The sequence below is a fragment of the Geomonas subterranea genome, from assembly GCF_019063845.1.
GTDB classification, from domain to species: Bacteria; Desulfobacterota; Desulfuromonadia; order Geobacterales; family Geobacteraceae; genus Geomonas; species Geomonas subterranea.
The window spans coordinates 3,925,594-3,948,548 of sequence record NZ_CP077683.1 but is presented as its reverse complement, the minus strand read 5'-3'; the positions used below and the strand labels follow the sequence as shown (position 1 = coordinate 3,948,548).

Sequence of the window (22,955 nt, the reverse complement as noted above, 5' to 3'; positions counted from 1 at the left end):
AAACGTTAATGATGGGGCATTTTCCACGGCGGCGCCCGATCTGTCAACCCTTAGTTGCCCGGACAGCAGCGAATGGTTGACCGGCGGCGGGGATTGGCTTATAAGTGTGCAACGATAAACCATCCCAGAGGAGGTATGAAAACATGCTGAAAAGATTCATCTACGCTCTGATCCTGGGGCTCTTCCTGGCGGGCGGCGCCTTCGCCGCCGAGGCGAAGAACCCGGTGGTGCTGATCGAGACCAACCAGGGCAACGTGAAGGTCGAACTGTTCCAGAAAGAGGCGCCGATTTCCGTTAAGAACTTCCTCGACTACGCGAACAGCGGCTTCTACAACGGGACCATCTTCCACCGCGTCATCCCCAACTTCATGATCCAGGGAGGTGGTTTCGGGCAGGACCTGAATCCGAAACCGACCAAGGCCCCGATCAAGAACGAGGCTGCGAACGGGCTGAAAAACGAGCGCGGCACCATCGCCATGGCGCGCACCGGTGTGGTCGATTCCGCCACCGCCCAGTTCTTCATCAACACCGTGAACAACGACTTCCTGAACAACAGGCCGGGCGGCGGCATGATGGGATACGGCTACGCCGTATTCGGCAAGGTCATTGAGGGAATGAACGTGGTCGACAAGATCGCGGCCACCAAGACCGGCAGGGGCGCCAACGGCATGCCGGACGTGCCGCAGACCCCGATGATCATCAAGAGCGTCAAAGAAATCAAGTAACGGCGTAAAGCGATCGAGCAACGTAAAAGGGGCGCCGCCAGGCGCCCCTTCCTTCTTATCTCCCCTTGCGCTGCGCCAGCAGCATCAGGTTACCCACCGTAAAGATCAACGCCCCTATGAATGCGGTCAGCGCGCCCGGCTCCCTGTGCACCTCGAAGAGCGCCATCGGCACCGGGTTGAGCGCCACGTCCTTCACGTAGATGCCGTACCCCTTGTGGAAGAGCGGCTGGTTCGGCTGCACTACGTGCAGACCGTCCGAGAGCCTGAGATCCGCGCGGTAGCCGCTCATCATGCCCATCGGCCCCACATCGCCTGTGATCCGCTCCACCACGACCCGCTCGCCGTCCGGAAAACCGAAAGAATCCCCCTGCGGCAGCTGCATCTGTTGTTTGAAGCCGCCATATGCGGAGAGGAGGTGCGCCAGGACTATGAGGAGGAAGCCCGCGTGCATCAGGTGCGGCGCCACGCTGCGCCCTTTGCGGCGCAAGGCGTCGATGGAGCAGACGAGCGCGTTGACGAAGAGGACCGCTATGCAGGCGACGCAGAGCCAGAGCCACCAGGAGTAGCCGAGCGGCGCGCGCTGCAGCCAGAAGAGGAGCGGCATGTCGTTGAGGCCGCCCTGCTCCGAGCTCGCGCTGGAGAAGGAGCCCAGGGCCAGGGTGACCATGACCCCGGTCATGAGCCAAAGGCCGAGGTTTAGGGAGCAGAAGGTCGAGTAGAGTTTTTTCAGCAAGGGCATTCCCTCTTTGGTCGGACCCGGGGACTGGCTCCGCAGGTCCCTGTCCCCAAGCTACCGGTTAGAAACTATGCGAGCTCCGCATCAGCATGCTGACGCCCAGGTAGGTGAAAAGCGTCACCAGGAATCCGACGATGCCGAGCCAGGCGAAGCCGCGCTCCCATGCCTGCCCCTTGAGGCGCAGGTGCAGGAATAGCGAGTAGAAGATCCAGAGGATGGAGGTCCAGAGCTCCTTGGCGGTCCACAGCCAGTAGGTGCCCCATGCGTAATACCCCCAGATGCCGCCGGAGACCATGGAGAGGGAGAAGAAGCTGTACCCCACCAGCGCGGCCCGGTACTGCAGGTCGAGCGCCGGCTTCCCTCCCCCCTGCAGGAAGGCCACACCGAGGAGCGCCGCGATGCCGAAGAGGCCGTAGGCGAAGAAGGCAAGCGCCACGTGCAACTCGAACCAGTAGGTGTCGAGGATGGGAGGCAGCGGCATGTTGATGGTCGGGAAGGGAAGCGCCAGGGCGGCGAAGAGGCCGGCCAGCGCGCCGCACCCCCAGCAAAACCAGCGTACGCCCGCAGTCTGCCGGCTATAGAGGAACGGAAGCCCCATGAGCCCGAGAGCCCCCGAGAAGAAGGCCAGGGTATCCTGCGGTCCGATCAGGGGAAGCCGTCCCAGCGCCATCCCGCGCGAGGCGAGGTAGGCCAGGCTGCAGCCGAGCGCCGCCACGAAGATGGGCCGGCGGATGGAGGCGACGTAGAGCAGCGCGGAAGTGATGAGAAGCCATTTCATAGGGGAACTCGGGGAAGCCTGAAAGCGTTACCACCCGCCTTCGCACGATGTGCTTCGGCGGGCCAGCAGAGGACACGGAGGGACACAGAGGGCACCCGCCTTCGCACGTTGTGCTTCGGTGGGCAAGCAGAGAGAGACCAGTAAAAGGTTTCAGGTTCTCTCAGATTCCCTCAGATTTTCTCCGTGGCCAAGGGTTTCGGTTTATTTGTAGCTTTTCCTGCGGAACAGGCCGGTCTTCAGCGAGGCGATGCGGTCCAGGAACAGGAAACCGTCCAGGTGGTCCATCTCGTGCTGGATGGCCACGGCCTCGAAGCCGGAGGCCTCGAACTCGCGCACGTTGCCGTCGGGCTCGGTGAAACGAAGCGTCAGTTCGGTGGCGCGCTCGACGTCACCGGTGTAGTCCGGCACGCTCATGCACCCCTCGCGCATCACGGCGCCGCCGCTCTTGGCCAGGATCTCCGGGTTGATCATGAGCAACAGCCCGTGGTTGTTCTCCTTGCCGTGACGGTTCTTCGAGACGTCGATGACGCAGACGCGCCGGGAGACGCCGATCTGCGGCGCCGCGACGCCGACGGAACCGGGCCCGGCGTGCATGGTGTCCACCAGGTCTTCGATCAGCTGCCGTATCTCATCGTCGATGGCCTGCACCGGGGGGCAGACCTGCTTCAAAATGGGGTCGGGATAGATGACTATCGGTTTAACTGCCATATTAGAATCAGAGGGAAACGGGTGTAATGAGCCGCACCGAAATCTCCACACTCAGCTCCTTTTTCAGTTTTTCCAGCAGGGCGGTCGCATCCTCAACCGAGAGCCCTTGGGGCAGCGCGGCCTCGAGCACCAGCACGTACACCGGCTCGGTCGGCTTGCCGATCAGCTTGGTGTTCAGATCGGCAATGCTGACGCCACGGTCGGCAAGCTCGCGGGTGACGCGATAGACGATGCCCGGTTTATCCGAGCCGTACACCGAGATGAGGCAGAGCTCCCCTTCCGGCCCCTGGTAGCAGACTTCGTCGTCCTTCAGGGTCCTAACGAATGCGGAAAGTCCGGTGCCCGCGGTCTTGGCGGTGAACTCTTCTTCCAGCTTCTTCTTGGAGAAGGGCTTCTCGTGGGAGACGATCAGGATCATGGCGAACTCGCCCCCCAGCATGGTGCAGCTGGAGTCCTCGACGTTGCAGCCGAGCTTGTACAGCACCTCGGAGGTGTCCGCCACGATGCCGGTGCGGTCCTTGCCGATGATGGTGACGGCGAAATGGGCCAGGTTGGGCTTGCGACAAAGGTTCATTGGGCCTCCTTCTAAAGGTCCGTTTTATGGAGACAGGCACCTGCGGAGCCAGTCCCCGGACTGACTAGATCTTGTTGATAAAAACTTCGCGGGGCTTGCTGGTGCCGTCGGAGGGACCGATGACCCCTTCCTGCTCCATCTTCTCGATGATGCGGGCGGCACGGTTGTAGCCGATCCGCAGGCGGCGCTGGATCATCGAAATCGAGGCCTGTTTCGCCTCGGCCACCAGGGCCAGGGCGTCGTCGTAGCGCTCGTCGATATCCTCCTCGTCGTCGCCACCTCCCTTCTCGTCGCCGGCCTTCATCTCCAGGATGGACTTCTCGTAGACCGGTTTCCCCTGCTTCTTCAGGAACTCGACCACGCGCTGCACCTCGGCGTCGGAGACGAAGGCGCCGTGGGAGCGGAGCATCTTCGAGGTTCCCGGCGGGAGGAAGAGCATGTCGCCGGCGCCCAGGAGCGACTCGGCGCCGTTGCCGTCCAGGATGGTGCGGGAGTCGATCTTCGAGGAGACCTGGAAGGAGATCCTGGCCGGGAAGTTGGCCTTGATGAGACCGGTGATGACGTCGACCGAGGGGCGCTGGGTGGCGAGGATCAGGTGGATGCCCGCGGCACGCGCCATCTGGGCCAGTCGGGCGATGGATTCTTCGATCTCGCGCCCGGCCACCATCATCAGGTCGGCGAGCTCGTCGACGATGACCACGATGTAGGGGAGATGGCCGTGCTCCAGCTGCTCTTCCTTGGCCAGGAAGGCCTGGATGGCCGCCTCGCGCGCCTCCATGTCCTCCGGGTCCTCGAGGTGATCGGATTCGTCGATCTCCTCGACCACCACGGTCTCGCGCGCCCTGTTCTCGGCGTCTTCCTTCTCCTGCCGCTCCAGTTCGCGGTTGTAGGAATCGATGTTCCTGACCCCCTTGTCGGACATGAGGCGGTAACGGCGTCCCATCTCTTCGACGGCCCACTTGAGCGCGAGGGCCGCCTTCTTGGGGTTGGTGACCACGGGGAGCAAGAGGTGCGGGATCCCTTCGTAGACGGAGAGTTCCAGCATCTTCGGGTCGACCATGATGATCCTGACGTCGTTGGGGGTCGAGGTGTACAGAAGCGACAGGATCATGGTGTTGATGGCGACCGACTTGCCCGAGCCGGTGGCGCCGGCGACCAGGAGGTGCGGCATCTTGGCCAGGTCGGTGACCAGCGGCGTGCCGGCGATGTCCTTGCCGAGCGCCATCGGGAGCTTCATCTTCCCCTTGTGGAACTGCTCGGAGTTGAAGATCTCCCTGAGCGACACCATGTCGCGCTCCCGGTTAGGGAGCTCGATGCCGACCACCCCCTTGCCGGGAATCGGGGCCACGATGCGGATCGAGTGCGCCTGCAGCGCCATGGTCAGGTCGTCCTGCAGTCCGGCGATGCGGCTCACCTTGATGCCGGGGCCCGGGGAGAACTCGTACATGGTGATGACCGGGCCGGGGCAGATCTCCACCACCTCCCCTTCCACGCCGAAGTCCTTGAGCTTTTTCTCCATGAGCCGGGCGTTCATGGTCAGGGTTTCTTTGTCCTGGCGCTTGGCTCCCTCGGGGGGCGGATCGAGCAGGGACAGCGGCGGGGTCTTGAAATCCCCTTCCGCCTTGATGAAATCGAAGGCCTCCTGCACCGGGGCGGTCTTCTTGTCGTCCTTTTTCTTCTCCTTCTTGGCCACCGGCGCGGGAACCGGCGGCGGCACCGCGGCCGGCTTGATGATGGGGGCCGCGTGCTGGCGGGGCTTCTCGTCCTTCTCCCCCTTTTCCGAAGCGAGCTCGCGCTGCAGGGCGCGGCGCTGCTTGCGCTTCTCCCAGCTCTCCTTGAGCGCGGTAAACCACCAGTTGGCGAAGAGGACGAAGGAGAAGCGGGACAGGAGCATGGCACTCGCAGCCAGCATCGGAAGGAGGATGAGCATCGCCCCGATCTGGCCGAAGGCGCGCTTCAGCAGGGAGGCTCCCTGGAAGCCTATAAACCCGCCGGTCTGGACCCGCTGTCCCAGGAACTCCGTCATTTCATGAAAAAAGGCGAAAAGCCCCGAGAGCGACAGCAGGAGCAGTATGAACCCCACCAGCTTGTAGCGGCGCCATCTGATGGGATCCGACGTGAAGGACCGGTAAGCCAAGTAGATGAGGGTACAGGGGAATATATAGGATGCCATGCCGAAGAGCTGCAGGAAGAAATCGGCCAGCTCCGCGCCGAAACGTCCCCCCAGGTTCTTGGTCTGGGTAAAGGTGGAGACGCTGTTGAAGGAGAGGTCCTCGCCGTGGAAGGAGGCGAGCGCGATGAACAGGAAGATGCCGGCGACGCCGAACGCCATCCCCTTAACCTCCTTGGCTACCTTTTCCTTTTTTTCGATCTTCTCTTCAGTCGTCATGCGTTGTCCGTGTTGTGTGCTCCCTCCCCTGGAGGGGGAGGGTTGGGGAGGGGGCTCCCGGAAGCCTTCGCTCGGGATTGAACGTGGGGCGAACGGCTGTTTGTAGGGGCAAATAATCATTTGCCCAGCCGCTGGTGCCCCTCGGATTCCCTGGCAAGAAAGATAAAAGCGGGCGAATAATTATTCGCCCCTACAGTAGACGGTGAGATCCGGTGTGCTACATCTCCAGCACGAGCGGCAGTATCACCGGGCGGCGTTCGATGGTCTTGTTGAAGAAGCGGCGCAGCACGCGGCGCACCTCCAGCTTCACCTCGTTCCAGTCGGTCATCGCCTCGGTGCTCACCAGGGCCAGCGTGTCCAGCACCACCTTCTTCGCCTCGTCCAGGTACTGCTGGCTTTCATCCTCGAAGATGAAGCCGCGCGACACGATGTCGGGGCCATAGATGATCTCGCCGCTCACCTGGTTGATGCCGACGATGACTACCACCATGCCGTCCTCGGAGAGGTGCTTCCTGTCCTTCAGGACCACGTTGCCGACGTCACCGACCCCCTTGCCGTCGACGAAAACCCGCCCCGTGTTCACATGGTCCACGATGGCCGCCTCGTCGCCGGAGAAGAGCACCACGTCGCCGTTCACCGCCAGGATGCAGCGCTCCTCAGGGGTGCCGACCTTCTGGGCCAGCTGGGCGTGCTTCACCAGGTGCCGGTACTCGCCGTGCACCGGGACGAAGAAGCGTGGCTTCACCAGGTTGTGCAGGAGTTTCAGCTCCTCCTGGCTGGCGTGCCCGGAGACGTGCACCTCGGAAACCTTCTCGTGGATCACCTCGGCGCCGCGGCGGTACAGGTGGTTCATCAGGTCCGAGATGGTCTTCTCGTTGCCCGGAATGAACCGCGAGGAGAGGATGACGGTATCGCCGCGCTCCAGCTTGATCTGCTTGTGATCGTCCATGGCGATCCGGATCAGCGAACTCCTCGGCTCACCCTGGCTCCCCGTGGTGATCATGCAGACCTGCTCCTTGGGGAGCTTGGGGAGTTCCTTCAGGTCCATCATGATGTCATCGGGGATGCTGAGGTAGCCGAGTTCCCGGGCGATCTGCACGTTCGCGATCATGGAGCGGCCGTTCAAGAGGACCTTCCGGCCGCTCTTTTGCGCCGCGTGCACCACCTGCTGGACGCGATGTATGTTGCTGGAGAAAGCGGCGACGATGACCCTGCCGGGACAATTCGGGAAGATCTCGTCGAAGGCCTCCCCCACCACCCGCTCCGACAGGGTGTACCCCTCCCGCTCGATGTTGGTGGAGTCGGCGAAGAGCGCCAGCACCCCGGCCTGGCCGTAGCGGGCGAAGGTGGGAAGGTCGGTGAGCTCGCCGTCCACCGGGGTCTGGTCCAGCTTGAAGTCGCCGGTGTGGATCACCACCCCTTCGGGGGAGGTGATGGCCAGCGCGCAGCCGTCCACGGTGGAGTGGGCCACGCGGATGAACTCCACGATGAAATCGCCGAGCTCGATCACGTCCCTTGGCTTCACCACCCGCAGGTCGACCTTCTCGTCGAGTTCGAACTCCTTCAACTTTTCCTTGACGAAGCCCAGGGTGAGGGCGGTGCCGTAGATGGGGGGATTGATGTCACGCAGCACGTAGGGAAGCGCGCCGATGTGGTCCTCGTGCCCGTGGGTGAGCAGGATGGCGCGGATCCGGTCGGCACGCTCCAGGAGGTAGCCGATGTCGGGGATGACCACGTCTATCCCCAGCATGTACGGCTCCGGGAACATAAGCCCGCAGTCGACGATCACGATGTCATCGCCGTACTCGAAGGCGGCCATGTTCAGGCCGATCTCCCCGAGTCCTCCGAGGGCCACGAACTTCAGCCCGGTATTTTCAATGCTGCTTGCTTCCAAAGATGATCCTTTACATGAATGCCGTGCGGCGGTTCCAGGTCGGGCGGTCGCGCCGCCAGCCCCTACCTCCGGTTTTACCGCCCCTGCTGCTGCACCAGTTTGGCGATGCGGGCGTCACAAAGCTCGATCCATTCGTGTCCCGGCGACCAGATACCGCCGACCGCGTAAAAAGAGCTCCTCAGGGCGCGGTAGGCGATCAGGGCCCGCCTGGTGTCGTGGCTCGCCTCCGCCATCTGCCCGAGGTCCCACAGCTTTTGCGCGCTGCGGGGGACGATGGAGCTGCCGGGGGTGTACATGTGGATGGCGGCCTCGTACCCTGCCACAGCCGCGGGGAAGTCCCCGGACGCGGTCCCCTTCTCACCCTTTTCGAACTGCACGTATTGGCGGTACAGCGCGTTGCCCCAGAACAGTGCCAGGGAAATCAGCGCGATCGCCGCGACATTTACCGCTATGGTCTTGACCTTATCCATGTCTTTTATGATTCCTGTGCCGCAGGGGATTACCCCTGGAAGAAGTTGGGCGCCACGAAGAGCAGCGTCCCGAGCAGGGCAAGCAGCACGCCCAGGAGGACGGATGCGGCCGCAACGACGTTCAGCGGTGAGCGCAGCCGGTGCGCCGCGGGGAGCCCCCACGCGATCAGGCCGACTCCACAAAGGGCCAGCGCCAGGTAAACCATGACCATCTTATTCAACCTCCAGCTTTGCTGCGATAGCCGACCGTACCCGCTCCAGCAGTTCCGCTTCCGGGACACCCGCGACCTCTATGGGCGCCGCGAAGCTGATCCTGATGGTTCCGGGTCTCAACTCGATGCGGTTGCGCGGGTTTATCGCCCGGCTGCCGTTGATGGTGAAGGGGACGATGGGAACGCCGGCCTTGACTGCCAGCATGAAGGCACCGCGCTTGAAGGGAAGCAGGGCCCCGTCCTTGGTGCGGGTCCCCTCGGGGAAGATCACCACGCTCGCCCCCGCGGCGATGCGCTGCGCCGCCTGGTTCATGCTCTTCAGCGCCTTCCTGCCGTCGCTGCGATCCAGCGGGATGTACCCGGCCCGGCGCATGGCGGCGCCGAACACTGGCACCCTGAAGAGTTCCTCCTTGGCAACCCAGGAGAACAGGCGCGGGATGGCGCGGGTCAGGGCGAGGATGTCGAAGTTACCCTGGTGGTTTCCCATGTAGATGACCGGCCCCTCGGTCGGGACCAGTTCCAGCCCCTCCACCTCCAGGTTGATGCGCGCCGCCCAGAGGGACCCGAGGCTCCAGACCCTGGCGCAGGCGTGTCCGGCCCGCCCGGAGGAGTCGAAAAGGCCGCCGATCACGGCGGCTACACTGCACAACAAGGTGTACGGAACGAAGAAAAGAAGGTAGATACGAGCTCTCAGCATGACCGGTTACGTTACTTTTTTTTACGGTGAGAGTCAAACAATATCGCTTGCCATGAGACCCCGATTTCTATACACTTCCCGGAATTCAAAACGCGACACGATCAAAGGAGAACCCCATGGCAAGTCTCAACAAGGTGATGCTCATAGGCAACCTGGGCAAGGACCCCGAGGTGCGCTACACCGCCGGCGGTACCGCCGTAGCTTCCTTCTCCCTGGCCACCACCGACCGCATCAAGGGGAAGGACGGCAACTGGGAAGACAAGACCGAATGGCACAACATCACCCTCTGGGCGCGTCTCGCCGAGATCGCCGGCGAGTACCTCTCCAAGGGGAAGACCGTATATATCGAAGGACGTCTGCAGACCCGCAAGTGGACCGACAAGGACGGCAAGGACCGCTACACCACCGAGATCGTCGGCGAGAAGATGCAGATGCTTTCCGCCAAGGGCGAAGGCGGCGGCCAGCGCCAGGGCGGCGGCCGCCCGCAGCAGCAGGACTACAACCAGGGTGGCGGTTACGAAGAGCCGACCTTCAACCCGGACGACGAGATCCCGTTCTAGCCCCCCCTTTTAATTAATGTAAAAAAAAGGCGCACACCATCAGGTGTTGCGCCTCTTTTTTTTTGCGGATTTTCCAATTCCCGGTTTTTCAGTGTAGCGGTCGCGGCGCGCTCGGAGAACAAAACCTGCACAAAGGTCGGCCGCGGCGCTTCTCAGCAAAACACCTGGGGCGGGGAATCTACGCTGACAACGAAGTCATTGCCTTCGTAATGGCCTGGGTCCGGCCAATAAATGGTGAATTTGATCTCTTTTCCTGCCGAGAGCAATTCCGTTGCCAGATCTGCGCTATGGACCGAAAGCCCGGTATCGCGCGTTTTGTCGTCATGGACCGTGTGCCATTCATCATCGCTCCAGTGAATGACCGCCGGGGCCAGTGTCTCGATGCGCAGTATCTTGCCGGCTGGCAGGGAGCGGATCTTGTGGTTGAAACGCCACACCATGAACGGAGATTCTGTTTTCTCCACCAGGTAGCGCTGCACGGTTTGCGGCGGCATGTCGAAGACCCGTCCATCGTGCAGAGAACGCAGCAGCTTCAGATACTCGGCGTGTGCCCACGCAAGCGGCATGGCGGAACCGGACGGCCGGCCGAAAAAAAGCTCACGCTCCGGCAGGTCCGCCCCGTCCCAGATCTGCTCGGGAAACAGTCCTTCCGCGCCGGCAAAGTTTTCCATAGCCGCCTGAAGTTGCCGTGCGTCTCCCTCTCGGCCGGCCGCCAGTTCATAATGGGCTCGCTCCCCGGTCAGCAGAGGCCAGCACCGGCCGATCCCGGTACCGTCAAACGGTTCGCCATCCCCATGTTCACCGTAGCCGTCGCCGTTGTAGCGACGCCAGACGGAGCCCTGTCGCGTCTCCACCCTGAGCAGAGCATCGATGATTTTGACCGTATCGAGGATGCGCGGGTCGTCGGCGCTGCGCAGGCCAAAACGAACAAGGGCCAGCGCGTCCGGGCTCACCATATGGTAGGCAGGACTTTCGGCTTGGTCGGGAGCGACGTTTCTTATCGGAACACTCTTTTGAAAGCGAGACACCCCGCCTACTGTCTCGACCGGTGCGATCCGGACGTAATACCCCGCGACCTCAAACTCACGACACCAATCGGTACCTTTCACGTAGATCCAGCGGTCGATGGACGCGTTCCACACATCTGCAGTCTCGCGTAGATACGTTGCGATTGACTGCTCCTGCTGCATCTCGGCCAGATCCGCCGCCGCCAGGAGAGCGGCGATTTCGGCGGCGACCGTGAATGGCGAATAGCCGGGATCTTCCTCCCAGCGGTCCTGCGGGCTCACCGGCCCGTTGCGGACCAGATAAGCCACGGCTTGTCGAACCATAGGCCAGAACCGGGCCACATCGTCCGCGGCCAGCGCCTTTTCACGCCGGCTCAGGTCAACGAGCAGGACCGGCAGGGCTGTTTCGTCCATCTGGATGCCGTTCCAGTAGGGGGAGCCATCCAACCACATGTTCTGTGCCCAGTGCCCGTCGGCTTCCTGGGTCGCCTGCAAATAACAGAGGACGCGACGAACCTCCTCATGCCCCCCGGCAGCCAGAAGCCCCGCCGCCGACTCCACCAGGTCGCGCGGCCAGGCGAGGTGATAACCGCCGAGATCGTTGTCCCCCTTGCTGAATCCCCACGGGATCGATAGGCTGGCGATAATTCCCCCGGGGAAATTGAAGGCCTCGTGGACACGCAAGACGGTCGTACTCACCCGGTAAAAGTTTGGCCGGCCCAATCCCCGGTCTGTATCGAGTGGCAGCAACAGCCCCTGCCATCTGTTCCATCCTTCAACGTACTCCGATTGCGCAGTGTTAAAGCCGTCCTGGAGTGCCGCACGCGCACGGTTCCCCGCTTCGGCGGCGTTGCGTCCGAACCCCAAGGCTAACAGAAATTCCCCATTACCCGATTCAAGGTCAACCTCTGCCGTCAGGGCGATGTTCCCGTTCTCGGCCCGCGTATAGTCCCATGTCATCTTTTTGTGGGACAACAGATCTTGCCACCCATCCGAGAACCCGACGAATCCGACGGAACGATTGCGCCAGGGAACGGAGCAGGCCAAAGCCAGGGCGCTCCCGTCCCTTTCCGCGAACAACATGGAAATGCCTTTGTATTCGCCAACCCAGGCTGTATTGCCGGCTCCGTGGTTGGCCAGGTGCGGAGCGAGCAATACGTACAGGCGACAATTTGAAATCTCCCCTTCCTGGGCGAAAAATCGTGTTTTCTGCAACACCGTGTCCCGCTTGGAGTCGGTCAGAATCGTCTTTTCGATACGGTAGCGACCCTTACGGCATCTGCTGACTACACGAAAGGCGGGCACGCCTTCGGCCAACCACTGAACCTCGCTGACGGCGTCACGCTTTTCCTCTGAGAAGAAATCTGCTCCGTCGGTGACGATCAACCCCATGTCGCGCACGCAGGCCTGGTCTATCCGTGGATAATAGATCTCGTTGAAAATTCCGTGGCTCAGAGTGAACCAAACATGGCTCATGTTGCTCAGGGACACACCTACGCCGGATTTGGCGCTGGAGGTCCAGCGCGCCGGGATGCCGGGCCATCCCGGCGCGAAACGATCCGAGGGACTCATGATGTCTCCTTTGGTTTCGGAACGCGGTCTTTTCAGCAGGTCAATGGCCAGGCCGCTTACCGCGACTAACCGCCATGTGCGAAGTCGGGATAGTCGGTCATGCCCCCGTCCACGAAGATGGTGCGACCGGTCACATATGAGGCGATGTCCGAGGCCAGTACTACCACCATGCGGGCGACTTCTTCGGGCGCTCCGATTCGTTTCAGCGGGATCTTATCGAGCAAGTCCTGCAAGCTCCCGGCATCGCTCCATACGGCGCGGTTGATCGGCGTCTTGATCGCTCCGGGCGCAACAGCGAGCACGCGCACCCCGTGTGGCGCAGCTTCCTGGGCCAGGGTCTTGGTCAGCATGGATACGGCAGCCTTGCTGGCCGTGTAGGCGCTGTAACCGGACCAGGCAATTTCTTCATGCACCGAGCTGATGGTGAGAATGACGCCACTGTTCTGCGGCACCATCCGCCGCAGGGCTTCTCGGGCGCAACAGAAGGCTCCTGTCAGGTTCACCTCGATCACTTTTCGCCAGGCGGCGATATCTGTCTCCCAGGCCAAGGCGCGACCACCATCGATGCCCGCATTGTTGACCAGGATATCAACCCCACCCCAGGCAGCTTGAATGCTTTCGAACATTTTCGCGATAGCCTCGGGATCGGATACGTCGGCTTGGATTGCCATGGCAATGCCGCCTTGCTCCTGAATCCGCTGCACGAGCGCATGCGCGGCCTCAGGATGGGCAACATAGTTGATTGCCACTAGAGCGCCCGCTTCGGCGAGGCATACTGAAATCGCCTCACCGATACCGGAATTGCCGCCGGTGACGACGGCCCGTTTGCCGTCAAGCCGCACGTTCATGCTCGTCCTCCTTGCGGTTGGGCCACAACTCAACGCTTCCCGCGAAATACGCCGTAGCGGTCATGGCCGAAGTGATGGAGCTTTGCAACTTCAATAGTCAACCAACGCGGCCCCATACACCGGTACATGGCCACACCGAGAAAAGTGCCCAGCAACGGGCCTATCCAGTAAATCCACCACCCCTGCCAGGCCCCGGAGATCACTGCCGGCCCAAGGCTGCGGGCCGGATTGGTGCTGGTCCCCGAGATTGGCCCTTCCGCGAAAACCATGACGGCATACAGGACGGGAAACAGAGCAGGTGTGAAAGACCTTAGCCGTCGATGCCGGAGGAAGAAGAAGAGCCCGACGATGAGGGCGAACGTAGTTGCCGTTTCGCCCAACAACACCGATACAAACCCGTAACCCGCGCCGGGCTGGGTAGCCCCGTATGCCACGCTGCGTCCCATCTCCCCCCACGCTAGTAAAGGTAACGCCCCCAGTACGGCGCCGGTGAGTTGCGAAAGGATGTAGCCTATGGCGTGGCTGATCCTCAGCTTGCCCATCAGCCAGAATCCAAGGGTTACAACCGGATTGATGTGCGCCCCGCTTTCTTTGCCAAGTGGCGAGAGCGCGATCAGGGCGCCGGTAGTGCCGAACAGGAATCCGGTGATAAGCCGGCGCCAGCCGACACTCGGGATGAGCTTAATTATGGGACTGCCATTGCCAAAGCTTAGGATCACGAGCGACAAGCCAACTGCAACAAGCAATGCCGTGCCCAGCAACTCAGCACCGAATATCAGCCACGGTACAGGCCGATCAATGGGATCCATCAATACCTTTGCCCCCGCACTCCAGCGCTAAAATACCAAACCACAATTAACCACTTCTATAAAAGCGACATCCACCCAAGTCTTAATCTGATGGGTCGCTGAACTGCCCAGCAGATCGAGCATCCCGGACAGGCAGCCAAGCTGATGCAGAAAATGATATTGCCAACATTCGGGAACTGTCTGACAGGGAGGATTTCTCGGAACATGGGGAACCGCCAAACACGTTGCTCAACGCCTGTATTTACAATAAAAAAAACCCTCGCCCCATGATCAAAAGACGAAAACAACTGCTTGGAACAGGCATAGGGTAAAGGTTACCACAATGCCTGGAATTGTCTTATCCAGACACCCTGAATCAGTGTGTAGACGTTGGCACGCTACTTAGTGTGGAGAGGGGAGGGTATTGTTCTGGAAAATATTGATGCTGACACCTGAATCGCGTCGTACCAATCTCAACTTTCGCGTGAGTCTTGGGATTGGACTGTTTCTTTGCCGAAGAAGCTCCGCCGATTGTAAAGTCAGGAGTCGTACCTGCGTGCTGACCTGGCGGCAAACACCCCACCGGCTGCGCTTGCAACGAGTCCAGGGGTGATGAGGAGCAAGAAGGCGAGAGATAAAGCGTCGAAATTTTTGTGACGTTAAGCAGTCAGCAAAAAAAGTGTAAAAGCGATGAAAGGCCAAAAGGTTAAAAACCCATGGAAAAGCCTCCCCATCCACATACGCATCTAGCTGAAATTACAGCACCATCATCCATACTTTACACATCTTGTGAATGTATTACCGTTCTAGGCAGACCGCAAAAACGCAAAAAAGACGCAGCCCTTCAGGCTGCGTCTTTTTTTTTGTCTATGCTGGCCGGTCACCTTCCACCTGAGGAGCGCGCCAGCTTCCGCACCCCAAGTTAAGGGCGCGTGGCAGATGCGCCCGACGCGGTCTTGACCTTTGTCTGTGCGGCAGGCGCGCTGGTCGTGGTCTTGGTTTGCGCCTGCGCGGCAGGTGCGGTGGTCGCGGTCTTGGTTTTAGCTGGCGCGGCAGGTGCGGTGGTCGCGGTCTTGGTTTTAGCCGGCGTGGCAGGTGCGGTGGTCGCGGCCTTGGTTTTAGCCGGCGTGGCAGGCACGGTGGAGGTGGCCTTTGTTTTTGCCTGCGCGGCAGGTGTGGTAGGCGTGGTCTTTGCCTTGACCGGCGTAACGGCTGCGCTGGAGGTGGTCTTCCCCGACTTGTCGTGCAGTACGGTCACTGTCGCCGTCCTGGTCGTCGTCATCCCGCCCACGGTGGTAGTTGCCACGGTGATGGTGTATTTCCTGCCGTCCTTGTCGGTCCCATTGCACCATGCGTCCAGCATCACCGTGCTGCCAAGCGCGAGGTTTTTGTACTGGATCTTTCCGTACTCGTCGCTCACCGATACCGAGGTGGAAGCGATGCGGGAACCGTAGGCTTCAACTCCTCCGGTTATCTTCACCGGCACCATCTTCCTCTTCGGCGGCCAGATCACATCCGGGGTCACCTGGAGCGTGATTTCGGGGGATTTGGTCACCAAAACGATGGTCGTTGTTGCCGTGACCGCGTTACCGGCCGCATCGGTCGAGGCGGCGGTGATCAGGTTTTGGCCTTCTGCGAGGCCGGACACAGCCACCTGCCAGGTTGTCGCGGTCGGATAGCTGACTTCTCCCACGGTCGCCGTAGCGCAGGCCACCGTTACCACGGCATCAGCTTCCCTGGTGCCGCTTATCGTCCCGTTCGTCTGGTTAACGGGAGTGGCAACCGGATCGATGCCGAGGGACGGCGGCGTGATGTCGTAAATGACGTTGCGCTGGACAGTGGTGGAGGTGCCTGCCTCGTTGGTTGCCGTGACCATGATGCTGTAGGTCTTCTCTTCGCTGAAGCTCACCACCTGCTCGAAGGCTCCGTCAATCACCGGTACAGTGACCACGTTGCCGTCCACGCTTACCGTGACGCCAACCGTTGTGAGGGCGTCATACACCGTCCCCTTGATGGTCACGCTGCTCTGGTTGGTACGGACGTCTTGGTTCGGCACGGTCACGGCCAAGGAAGGCACCTGGTCATCGAACACCACCGTCCGCTTCTGCGAGCTCTGGTTGCCGGCCAGGTCGGTGGCGATTATCTCGATGGTGTCGTACCCGGGGTCGAGGCTGACCGTGGCGATAAAGTCCGCTCCGCTCATGAGCGCGCTCTGGACCGCATCCTTCCGTTTAACCGTTACAGTGGATGCCTTGTCGACGGTGCCGTGCAGCTCCAGAAGGCCGGTGCCCGTCTTGCTGTTGTCGGCGGGCCTGTAGACCACCAGGACCGGCGCCGTCTGGTCCAGCGTTACACTCCGCATGCTGGTCGCCTTGTTGCCAATGAGGTCTGTTGCTGCAACCGTCACGCAATTCGGGCCCGCCTTCAGTACCAGCGGATAGCTGAAGCTGCCGTCCGCATTCACCTGGACCGCCGCCTCGTTGACCATGAGTTCCTTCACGCCGGTGCTGTCGGTAACGGTACCCGAAATGTTCAGGATCTCGTTGTTGGTGAGCGCACCGTCGCTGAGTGCCGAGATTGCCAGCACCGGGGGAGCGCTGTCGATGACGTAATTTTCGGTTTTGATCTCGCTGTCATTACCGGCCAGGTCACGTGCGAAGTACCTGAGGGTCGCTCCCGCGGGAATGGAGATCGGCTCGCCGTATGTGGCAGCGCCTGCGGTAGGGGTCGAGCCGTCAATGGTGTAATAGATGATACCCGGCTCACTGGCGGCGAGGACCACGCTCTGGGTCGAGCTGTAGAGCCCGCCGGCAGGCGTCGCACCCACGGAGGGCGTAACGGTGTCGAGCGTGATGGTCGCGGTGGCCGATGTGCTGGCGTTCCCCGCCGCATCGTACGCGTAGGCCGTTACATAGTTAGCCCCCTCCTTCAGCCCCCAGACGTTTACGCTCCAGGTCGTGGCGGTCGGGTAGGAGACGGTGCCGGCGAAGGCACCCGCGCAGAGGACGGTGATACTCGCGCTGTCAGCGCTCTTCGTGCCCGTGATGGTCCGCGCGGAAACACGAATCGCCCCGGCGACGGGGTCGATGACCGGAGCCGCGGGAGGCGTGCGGTCGACGGCGAAGGAAAGGCTGTAAGTCGTGCCGTTACCCAAAACGTCCGTCGGCTTGATGGTAACCGTGTAAGATCCGTCCCCTAGCTCGGCCGAGGGGGTGAAGACAACCGAGCCGGCCGCGCCGCTGCCCGAGGTGCTCCACGTCCCGGCGATCTGGAGACCGTACGCGTTGGTCACCGCCGCGCCTCTCAAAGTGGCGGCATAGTCGACTGCGGAGGCGGCATCTGCCAGGGTCAGGGCGACTGCGCCCGGAGCGGCGCTCACAACCGCGTTGCGTGCCGGCGCGGTCGCCGTCACCTGGGGCGGCATCATGTCGAGAACCACGGTCGAAACCACCGGGAGGCTGTTGCGATTGAGGCCGTCCACAGCGGTGACCGAAATGGTGTTGGTTCCCTGCGTCAGGGTGTAGCTCCCCTGCCAATTGGTCGTTCCATCGAGCGGCACCAGGATGTTCCCATTCACCGCCACGGCGGTATCCGCCGGCTTGGTGCCGCCGAGTGTGATGGTCGAGTTGGCGATTGGGGACGCGACGGGGTTCACCGTCGGGGCGTTGACGGCGTAATGGCGATAGTGCTCCTGGACTTCCGCTTCCGACAGGGCACGGTTGTAAATGGAAACCTCGTCGAGGAGTGCGTTAAGGTATTGGTACGCGGCGTTGTCGGGACGGTGGGCGATATGTACCGGTGACGGCCCGTTGGCCACAGAACCTGATGTCGTCGTGCCACTGGCGGCCTCGGCACCATTTACATACACAACCGCCTTCTTCTGGGCAGAAATATCGTACACGCCGGCCACGTGGGTCCACGTATTGAGCGGTATGGCGCCACCGAGGATTTCTATGTGACTCCCGCCTGACAGCTGCCAAAGAGACAAACCGGCATTGCCGTTACTGTAAACGTAGAGGGCATACTCATAGCTTCCGTCTCCTTTGGCAATGACGGGAGTACGCCCTTGGCCTGCAGACGGGTAAGACCTGAGATAGACCCAGGCGCTAATGCTGATCCGCCCGTTAGCTTGAGGGCTCAGAGTATCGGCATCGCGGATGGCGACATAATCGTTCGTTCCGTCAAAGCTCCCGGACTGCGCCCCGATTTTCGCCTTCGTGCTGAACGTCACTCCGTTGAATCCTGTGCCGTGGTTTCCTGCCACGGAGGCGTCTCTCCAGTCGCCGTCCATGTGCCACAGCCCCACGAGGCCACTCCTGTTGACCTTGATCTCCTGAGACTTGGCGGGAGTTTCAACGTTGCCGGCAAGATCGGTCGAGCGGAAAAAGACGTAGCCGTTCGTGTCCTTGTCGAAGACCAGCGGAGCGGTATAGGACTGCCAGGACGCGTTGTCGAGGCTGTACTCTATCTTCGCCACTCCCGAGCCACCCGCAGCATCTGTTGCGGCAAGCGTGACGGTTACCGGTGTCGAGTACCAGCCGTCGCTTCCTTTGGTACCCGTCAGGCTGGCTACCGTGGCCGGCGGCGTGGTGTCCAACGCCGCCAAGGCTGTGACCGGCGCCGTGATGGGCGCTACCAGCAGTAAAACTCCTGCCATCAGACTACGTAGTGTGTTCATCGACTCCTCCCTCTTTTGCTGGAATCGCAATCCATTACAAGCCCCTCCCGTTGTAAACGGGGGAGTAAAAAACAGAAAAGCTCGTCCCAAAAGGGGGCTGGGCTCGACAGGAAGAAGACGGAATTTTCCTGCAAGTCACTTCGACGGCCCCTCTAACCAGCTCCCGCTGGATGGTGGCTCTGTGCCGCACGTTTGCACGTGCTTTACCCTTTCGGCGACTTTTTCTGGCTCGCCCGCCCCCGCACCTGTGTTTCCGATGCAGGACCCGAGACGAACCGGACCGGTTTTGAAAGAACGAAGAGGACAAAAAAAAAGCACTGCCATCAGATAGATGACAGTGCTCTTGTGTCGGTAAAAAAAAACGCCGGATGCCAAGATGCAAATCATCTCTTCGGCAACTCGGCTATCCTGATGTCAGGACCCGTGGCTTTGCGTCACCAGATTACTCTGGCTTTGCCCGTTCGGAGAACGTTTTTTCAGTTATGGAACTTTCATATCACCACATAGAAACAATTGCAATCATATTTTTTATCCACACTGATTGAACGGAGCGGGCATTGACACTGATGTGGCTCTGGGCGCGCTTTCATAGAGAGAAAAAATATTTTCTGAGACACCATGTCCGGCAACGTCTCTGTGGTTTCACTCTCAGAGTACGTTGCTGCCTGCCCAGTCGTCAGACCAGCACTGTGAACCTCGTGCCGCCGTCTGCACCGCCTCCCCAGGACCTCCCCATGACCGCTCGGCGCTTTCCCGCAGTAGAGGACAACGGCACAGGTGGAAAAAGTATCAGGATTTTAACCACTTTCAAGCCTCGCCGCTACCGCGGCGGTTGACAGGGGCTCGCGCCGTTATGGCCGCACAGCACGGGCTGAGCGCCTCCGCATGAGATTTCCCTCTTCATTTTGAGTATTTACACGTTTCCCGCAAATACAATATGATAGGCGGGGTTTGGTTGAGAAGGTGAGCGGCTCTAGAGTGAGAACAGGCATGGCGAAGATCATTTCATTGGAGAAGACGCGGCAGGCGATCAGGAAAAGAAGGGAAGCGGAGGCGCTTTTGCGCAGCACCGAGGATGACATCACCGCCATCCTCAACGATTATTCCCTGACGCCGGCCCACCGGCGCTGGAAGCTGGAAAACATGCTGATGGACGTCGATGAACAGCTGAACCAGTACCGCAAGGAGCTCGAGGCCGCCGAGAGGAGGCTGAACGCCCTGGTGGCAAGCGCCGAGGGAGAGATCGCGCGCGCCTACGGGGAGTTCGAGACCAAGGTGCGCGGGATGACCGACGCGGTCAGGAAGCTGACCGGCTCTCCGCGCCCCGGGCACCCCGTCACCGAATAGTATCCGCGCCCCTCCCGGGCGCCTCCCCTCCCCTGTCCCCCCAGCAGGTTGATGTTTCCAGAGGCTTGCATTTGTGCTAGTTATGTAGGCGCTTGTCAGTACAGCTCCCCTGCGAGGAGGTGGACCATGAAAATCCGCAAGAAGATCCTGGATTTCGAGTACGAGGAAGTCCTCGAGACCAAGTACCGGGAATTGATCCGTGTCGCCTGTGCCGTGGCGGTCGGTTGTCCCGACTGACTGAAGAAGCACTTCGCGGTCGCGAAGGAAGCAGGCGCAACGGAAGCGGAACTGAACGAAGCCATGGCCTACGGCATCATCGCCCCGTCGGGGCGGGCCAAGAACTTCGTGCGCAGCCAGGAAGGCATCTTGAAGGAACTGTAGTCGCTAACAGGGATGAAAGGGATGCAGGGGATAAGGCTGGGCTGCGGTTTCGCCTCGTCCCCGCATCCCCTTCATCCCTGTAAGGTTTTTCAATCTTGAAATATTTTACGATCAATAAAAGCACCAAACGGGTCTCGATCCGGCGCAACGTGGCTGCGCTTTCCATGCCGGTGCTTCTCTCCTCGCTGTTCCAGCGCCTGGTCTCCATCGTGGACATCTTCATGGTGGGGGGACTGGGGGCGGCGGCCATCGCCGCCACGGGCCTCGGGCAGCTCCTCATCTTCGTCACCATGACGGTCTTCTGGGGATTCTCCACCGGCGCAAACGTCGTCATCGCCCACCTGTGGGGCGCGGGACGCCGCCTGGAGGCACGCCGCACCGCCTTCGCCTCCCTGCTCTTTTGCGCCGTACTCGCCGTCGCCGCCACCCTGCTCGGCATCGGCTTCGGCAGGGATGTCGCCGTCTTTCTCGGGGCGAGCCCGGACGTCCTCGCCTACGCCTCGGACTACATCCGCCTGGTCTTTCTCTACTTCGGCTTCACCGCCGGCCTCAACATCCTCTCCGCCATCATGCAGGGGACCGGCAACACCCGCACCCCAATGGAGGGGATCCTGCTGGTCAACGTCCTGCACGTCGCCATCGCCTATCCCCTCATCTACGGCCACCTGGGGTTCCCGCGCTACGGTGTGCTGGGCGCCGCCTACGCCATCAACCTCTCCGAGGCCGCCGGCTTCAGCTACCTGCTGATCCAGGCGCTCAGGAAGGGGTACCTGAAGATCGGGCGCCCCGACCTCCCCCTTTTGAAGAAGGTGATCGGCATCGGCTACCCGGTGGCACTAGAGCGCGTGGCCCAGCAGTCGGGGCAGCTCTTCTACTCCAAGTTCATCATCGGCTTCGGCACCGCCGCCTACGCCGCGCACCAGATCGGGCTTTCCATCGAGTCCCTCTCCTTCATGCCCGGCGCCGGCATGGGGATCGCCGCGGCGACCCTGATGGGGCAATCGATCGGCGCCAGGAAACTCCGGCGCGCCCACATGAGCCACACCGAGGCGCTCCGCCTCGCCGTTTTGGTCATGGGATGCATGGCCCTGCTGTTCCTGTTCCTGCCGCACCAGTTGATCGCCCTGTTTACCCACGACCCGCAGGTGATCGAGAAAGGGAGCGTGTTTCTGAGACTGGTCGCCTTCGCCCAGGTGCCGCTCGCCATCTCCTTCGTCTATGCCGGGAGCCTGCGAGGCACCGGTGATACCCACTACGTCTTCCTGGTCACCCTCGTCTCCATGTGGGGCATCCGGGTCCTTCTCTCCTACATCGCGGCCGTGCCGCTGCGGCTCTCCCTGTACGCGGTCTGGAGCGTCTTCCTCATCGACTGGTTCTTCCGTGCCGGAGCCTTCTGGTGGCGTTACCAGCGCCGCGACCTGCACCAGGTCATCATCTGACGATGCAGCTTTCGTTCATCCCGACCACCGACGGGAGCGAGATCCGGCAGCGGCTGGAACGGCTCCTGGTCCCCGGTTCCCTGCTCGACGCCGCTCTGGAACGACGCATCGAGCGGCTCTCCTCGGAATTCGCATGTTACGCCGCCAGTTACCCCCTCCCTCTTTGGGCTCCCGGCCTCGCCGTCAGTAACGAGATGCGGGGGGCGACCGAGGCCCTGTTCCCGCTGGAGCGCCCCCGGGCCGTGCTGGAGCTGATTCTGCGCCGCGGCTGCCGTTTCGCCCCTCTTCTTTCCGGAAGCTATCTGCACAACGCCGCAAGCTGGCTCGACCTGCTCCAGAAGCTCCCTTCCCGGCTTGAAGCTGCCGACCCGGCGCCGGCGCTGCGCCGGCTGGCCCAGGACGGGGCCGAGCGGGAGGCTTTCCTCTTCGCCCTGATGCTACCCCAGCACTTCGGCGGCGGCTTCGACAGGTATCCGGACCAGTACCGGTGGCTGGCGGACTGGCTGCGGGAGAACGCGACGCGTGCGGGTGCGGGAATCCGGGTGCTCGATGCCGCCTGCGGCAGCGGCGAGGGAGCCTATCAGGCAGCGCAGCTTGTCGCGGATGTGGGACTGGGCCGGGGGAGCGTGCTGCACGGTTCAACGCTGGAAGAGATCGAGCTGTTCGCCGCCGCGCATCTCTATTTCCCGCACGCCCGCGAGCGGCAACGCCAGTACCGGGCGCGGGTCGGGGGGCTGGTACCGGGAGAGACGGGGCCCGCTCTGGAGTTTTACCAGGACCGGGTGGACACGGCACCTCAGCGCGAGCCATACGACCTGGTGCTCTGCAACGGGCTCCTCGGCGGGCCGCTTTTGCACGAGCCGGAGCAGTTGCGGGACGCCTTTGCCGGCCTTGCCGCCCGTCTTGCCCCCGGCGGTCTGCTCCTTGCCGCCGACCGCTTCCATGCCGGCTGGCACCTGCGCGTCCCGCGGGAGGCGCTCATCGCCCGGATGCGGGACGCGGGCCTGCTCCCGGTGGAGGTGACGGAAGGGATAGCCGGGAAAAAGGTGGCTTAAGACCCGCATCTATTCCCCTCGCCCCTTGGGAGAGGGGTCAGGGGTGAGGGAGGTTTCACGGCGCGCTGCCAAAATAAAAGGGGACGGCGCCGGCAGC

Annotated in this window: 19 protein-coding genes and 1 riboswitch; of the genes, 6 read left to right on the top strand and 13 right to left on the bottom strand. The window is 61.7% G+C overall.

From position 1 onward, the window contains the following. Window positions 1–143: 143 nt before the first annotated feature. On the top strand, window positions 144–725 hold the full coding sequence (locus KP001_RS17165) for a peptidylprolyl isomerase (RefSeq protein WP_217286792.1): 582 nt from the start codon (window positions 144–146) through the stop codon (window positions 723–725). A 55-nt stretch (window positions 726–780) separates the two neighbouring features. On the opposite strand, the gene KP001_RS17160 is transcribed toward KP001_RS17165, so the two are convergent. The 9 genes from KP001_RS17160 to KP001_RS17120 form a co-directional block, all read right to left on the bottom strand. Continuing rightward, complete coding sequence (locus KP001_RS17160) at window positions 781–1,458, bottom strand: cytochrome c biogenesis ResB family protein (protein WP_217286791.1); 678 nt, start codon at window positions 1,456–1,458, stop codon at window positions 781–783. Window positions 1,459–1,522: 64 nt separating this feature from the next. Further along, window positions 1,523–2,239, bottom strand: a complete 717-nt coding sequence (locus KP001_RS17155) for a cytochrome c biogenesis protein (protein WP_217286790.1) — start codon at window positions 2,237–2,239, stop codon at window positions 1,523–1,525. A gap of 201 nt (window positions 2,240–2,440) precedes the next feature. Then, the gene (gene def / locus KP001_RS17150) at window positions 2,441–2,947 is read right to left on the bottom strand and encodes a peptide deformylase (protein ID WP_217286789.1); all 507 of its coding nucleotides are present in this window, start codon (window positions 2,945–2,947) and stop codon (window positions 2,441–2,443) included. 7 nt (window positions 2,948–2,954) lie between these two features. Then, window positions 2,955–3,521, bottom strand: coding sequence for a glycine cleavage system transcriptional repressor (locus tag KP001_RS17145; RefSeq protein WP_217286788.1), 567 nt, complete (start codon window positions 3,519–3,521; stop codon window positions 2,955–2,957). A gap of 64 nt (window positions 3,522–3,585) precedes the next feature. Further along, complete coding sequence (locus KP001_RS17140) at window positions 3,586–5,910, bottom strand: DNA translocase FtsK (RefSeq protein ID WP_217286787.1); 2,325 nt, start codon at window positions 5,908–5,910, stop codon at window positions 3,586–3,588. Between the two features lie 217 nt (window positions 5,911–6,127). Continuing rightward, entirely contained in the window at window positions 6,128–7,804 is a 1,677-nt protein-coding gene (locus KP001_RS17135) for a ribonuclease J (protein ID WP_217286786.1), read from the bottom strand. Window positions 7,805–7,878: 74 nt separating this feature from the next. Beyond that, window positions 7,879–8,274 (bottom strand): hypothetical protein, encoded by a 396-nt coding sequence (locus tag KP001_RS17130; RefSeq protein ID WP_217286785.1) that lies wholly within the window; start codon window positions 8,272–8,274, stop codon window positions 7,879–7,881. Between the two features lie 29 nt (window positions 8,275–8,303). Next, complete coding sequence (locus tag KP001_RS17125; protein ID WP_217286784.1) at window positions 8,304–8,486, bottom strand: hypothetical protein; 183 nt, start codon at window positions 8,484–8,486, stop codon at window positions 8,304–8,306. Between the two features lies 1 nt (window position 8,487). Continuing rightward, entirely contained in the window at window positions 8,488–9,183 is a 696-nt protein-coding gene (locus tag KP001_RS17120; protein ID WP_217286783.1) for a lysophospholipid acyltransferase family protein, read from the bottom strand. 116 nt (window positions 9,184–9,299) lie between these two features. Here KP001_RS17120 and KP001_RS17115 point away from each other — a divergent pair, with 116 nt between their 5' ends. Beyond that, a complete protein-coding gene (locus KP001_RS17115; protein ID WP_217286782.1) occupies window positions 9,300–9,743 on the top strand; it encodes a single-stranded DNA-binding protein in 444 nt (147 codons plus the stop codon). Between the two features lie 152 nt (window positions 9,744–9,895). Here KP001_RS17115 and KP001_RS17110 read toward each other — a convergent pair whose 3' ends face one another. The 4 genes from KP001_RS17110 to KP001_RS17095 all read right to left on the bottom strand — a co-directional run bounded on the left by KP001_RS17110 (window position 9,896) and on the right by KP001_RS17095 (window position 18,615). Further along, window positions 9,896–12,322 carry a glucan 1,4-alpha-glucosidase gene (locus KP001_RS17110; RefSeq protein ID WP_217286781.1) on the bottom strand — a complete coding sequence of 809 codons (2,427 nt, stop codon included), beginning with the start codon at window positions 12,320–12,322 and terminating at the stop codon, window positions 9,896–9,898. 65 nt (window positions 12,323–12,387) lie between these two features. Further along, complete coding sequence (gene fabG, locus KP001_RS17105; protein WP_217286780.1) at window positions 12,388–13,170, bottom strand: 3-oxoacyl-ACP reductase FabG; 783 nt, start codon at window positions 13,168–13,170, stop codon at window positions 12,388–12,390. A gap of 29 nt (window positions 13,171–13,199) precedes the next feature. After that, the gene (locus KP001_RS17100) at window positions 13,200–13,979 is read right to left on the bottom strand and encodes an MIP/aquaporin family protein (RefSeq protein WP_217286779.1); all 780 of its coding nucleotides are present in this window, start codon (window positions 13,977–13,979) and stop codon (window positions 13,200–13,202) included. 901 nt (window positions 13,980–14,880) lie between these two features. Further along, window positions 14,881–18,615: an OmpL47-type beta-barrel domain-containing protein gene (locus KP001_RS17095; protein WP_437178175.1), complete on the bottom strand. Its 3,735-nt coding sequence runs from the start codon at window positions 18,613–18,615 to the stop codon at window positions 14,881–14,883. A gap of 411 nt (window positions 18,616–19,026) precedes the next feature. Continuing rightward, window positions 19,027–19,104, bottom strand: a riboswitch (cyclic di-GMP riboswitch). A 522-nt stretch (window positions 19,105–19,626) separates the two neighbouring features. On the opposite strand from KP001_RS17095, the gene KP001_RS17090 reads away from it, so the two are divergent. The 4 genes from KP001_RS17090 (at window position 19,627) to KP001_RS17080 (ending at window position 22,858) form a co-directional block, all read left to right on the top strand. Continuing rightward, window positions 19,627–19,983, top strand: a complete 357-nt coding sequence (locus tag KP001_RS17090; protein ID WP_217286777.1) for a hypothetical protein — start codon at window positions 19,627–19,629, stop codon at window positions 19,981–19,983. A 126-nt stretch (window positions 19,984–20,109) separates the two neighbouring features. After that, window positions 20,110–20,364, top strand: a complete 255-nt coding sequence (locus KP001_RS22250; protein WP_263634443.1) for a GSU3128 family (seleno)protein — start codon at window positions 20,110–20,112, stop codon at window positions 20,362–20,364. Between the two features lie 95 nt (window positions 20,365–20,459). Further along, window positions 20,460–21,803, top strand: coding sequence for an MATE family efflux transporter (locus KP001_RS17085; protein WP_217286776.1), 1,344 nt, complete (start codon window positions 20,460–20,462; stop codon window positions 21,801–21,803). Between the two features lie 2 nt (window positions 21,804–21,805). Further along, window positions 21,806–22,858, top strand: coding sequence for a class I SAM-dependent methyltransferase (locus KP001_RS17080; protein ID WP_217286775.1), 1,053 nt, complete (start codon window positions 21,806–21,808; stop codon window positions 22,856–22,858). Window positions 22,859–22,955: the final 97 nt, after the last annotated feature.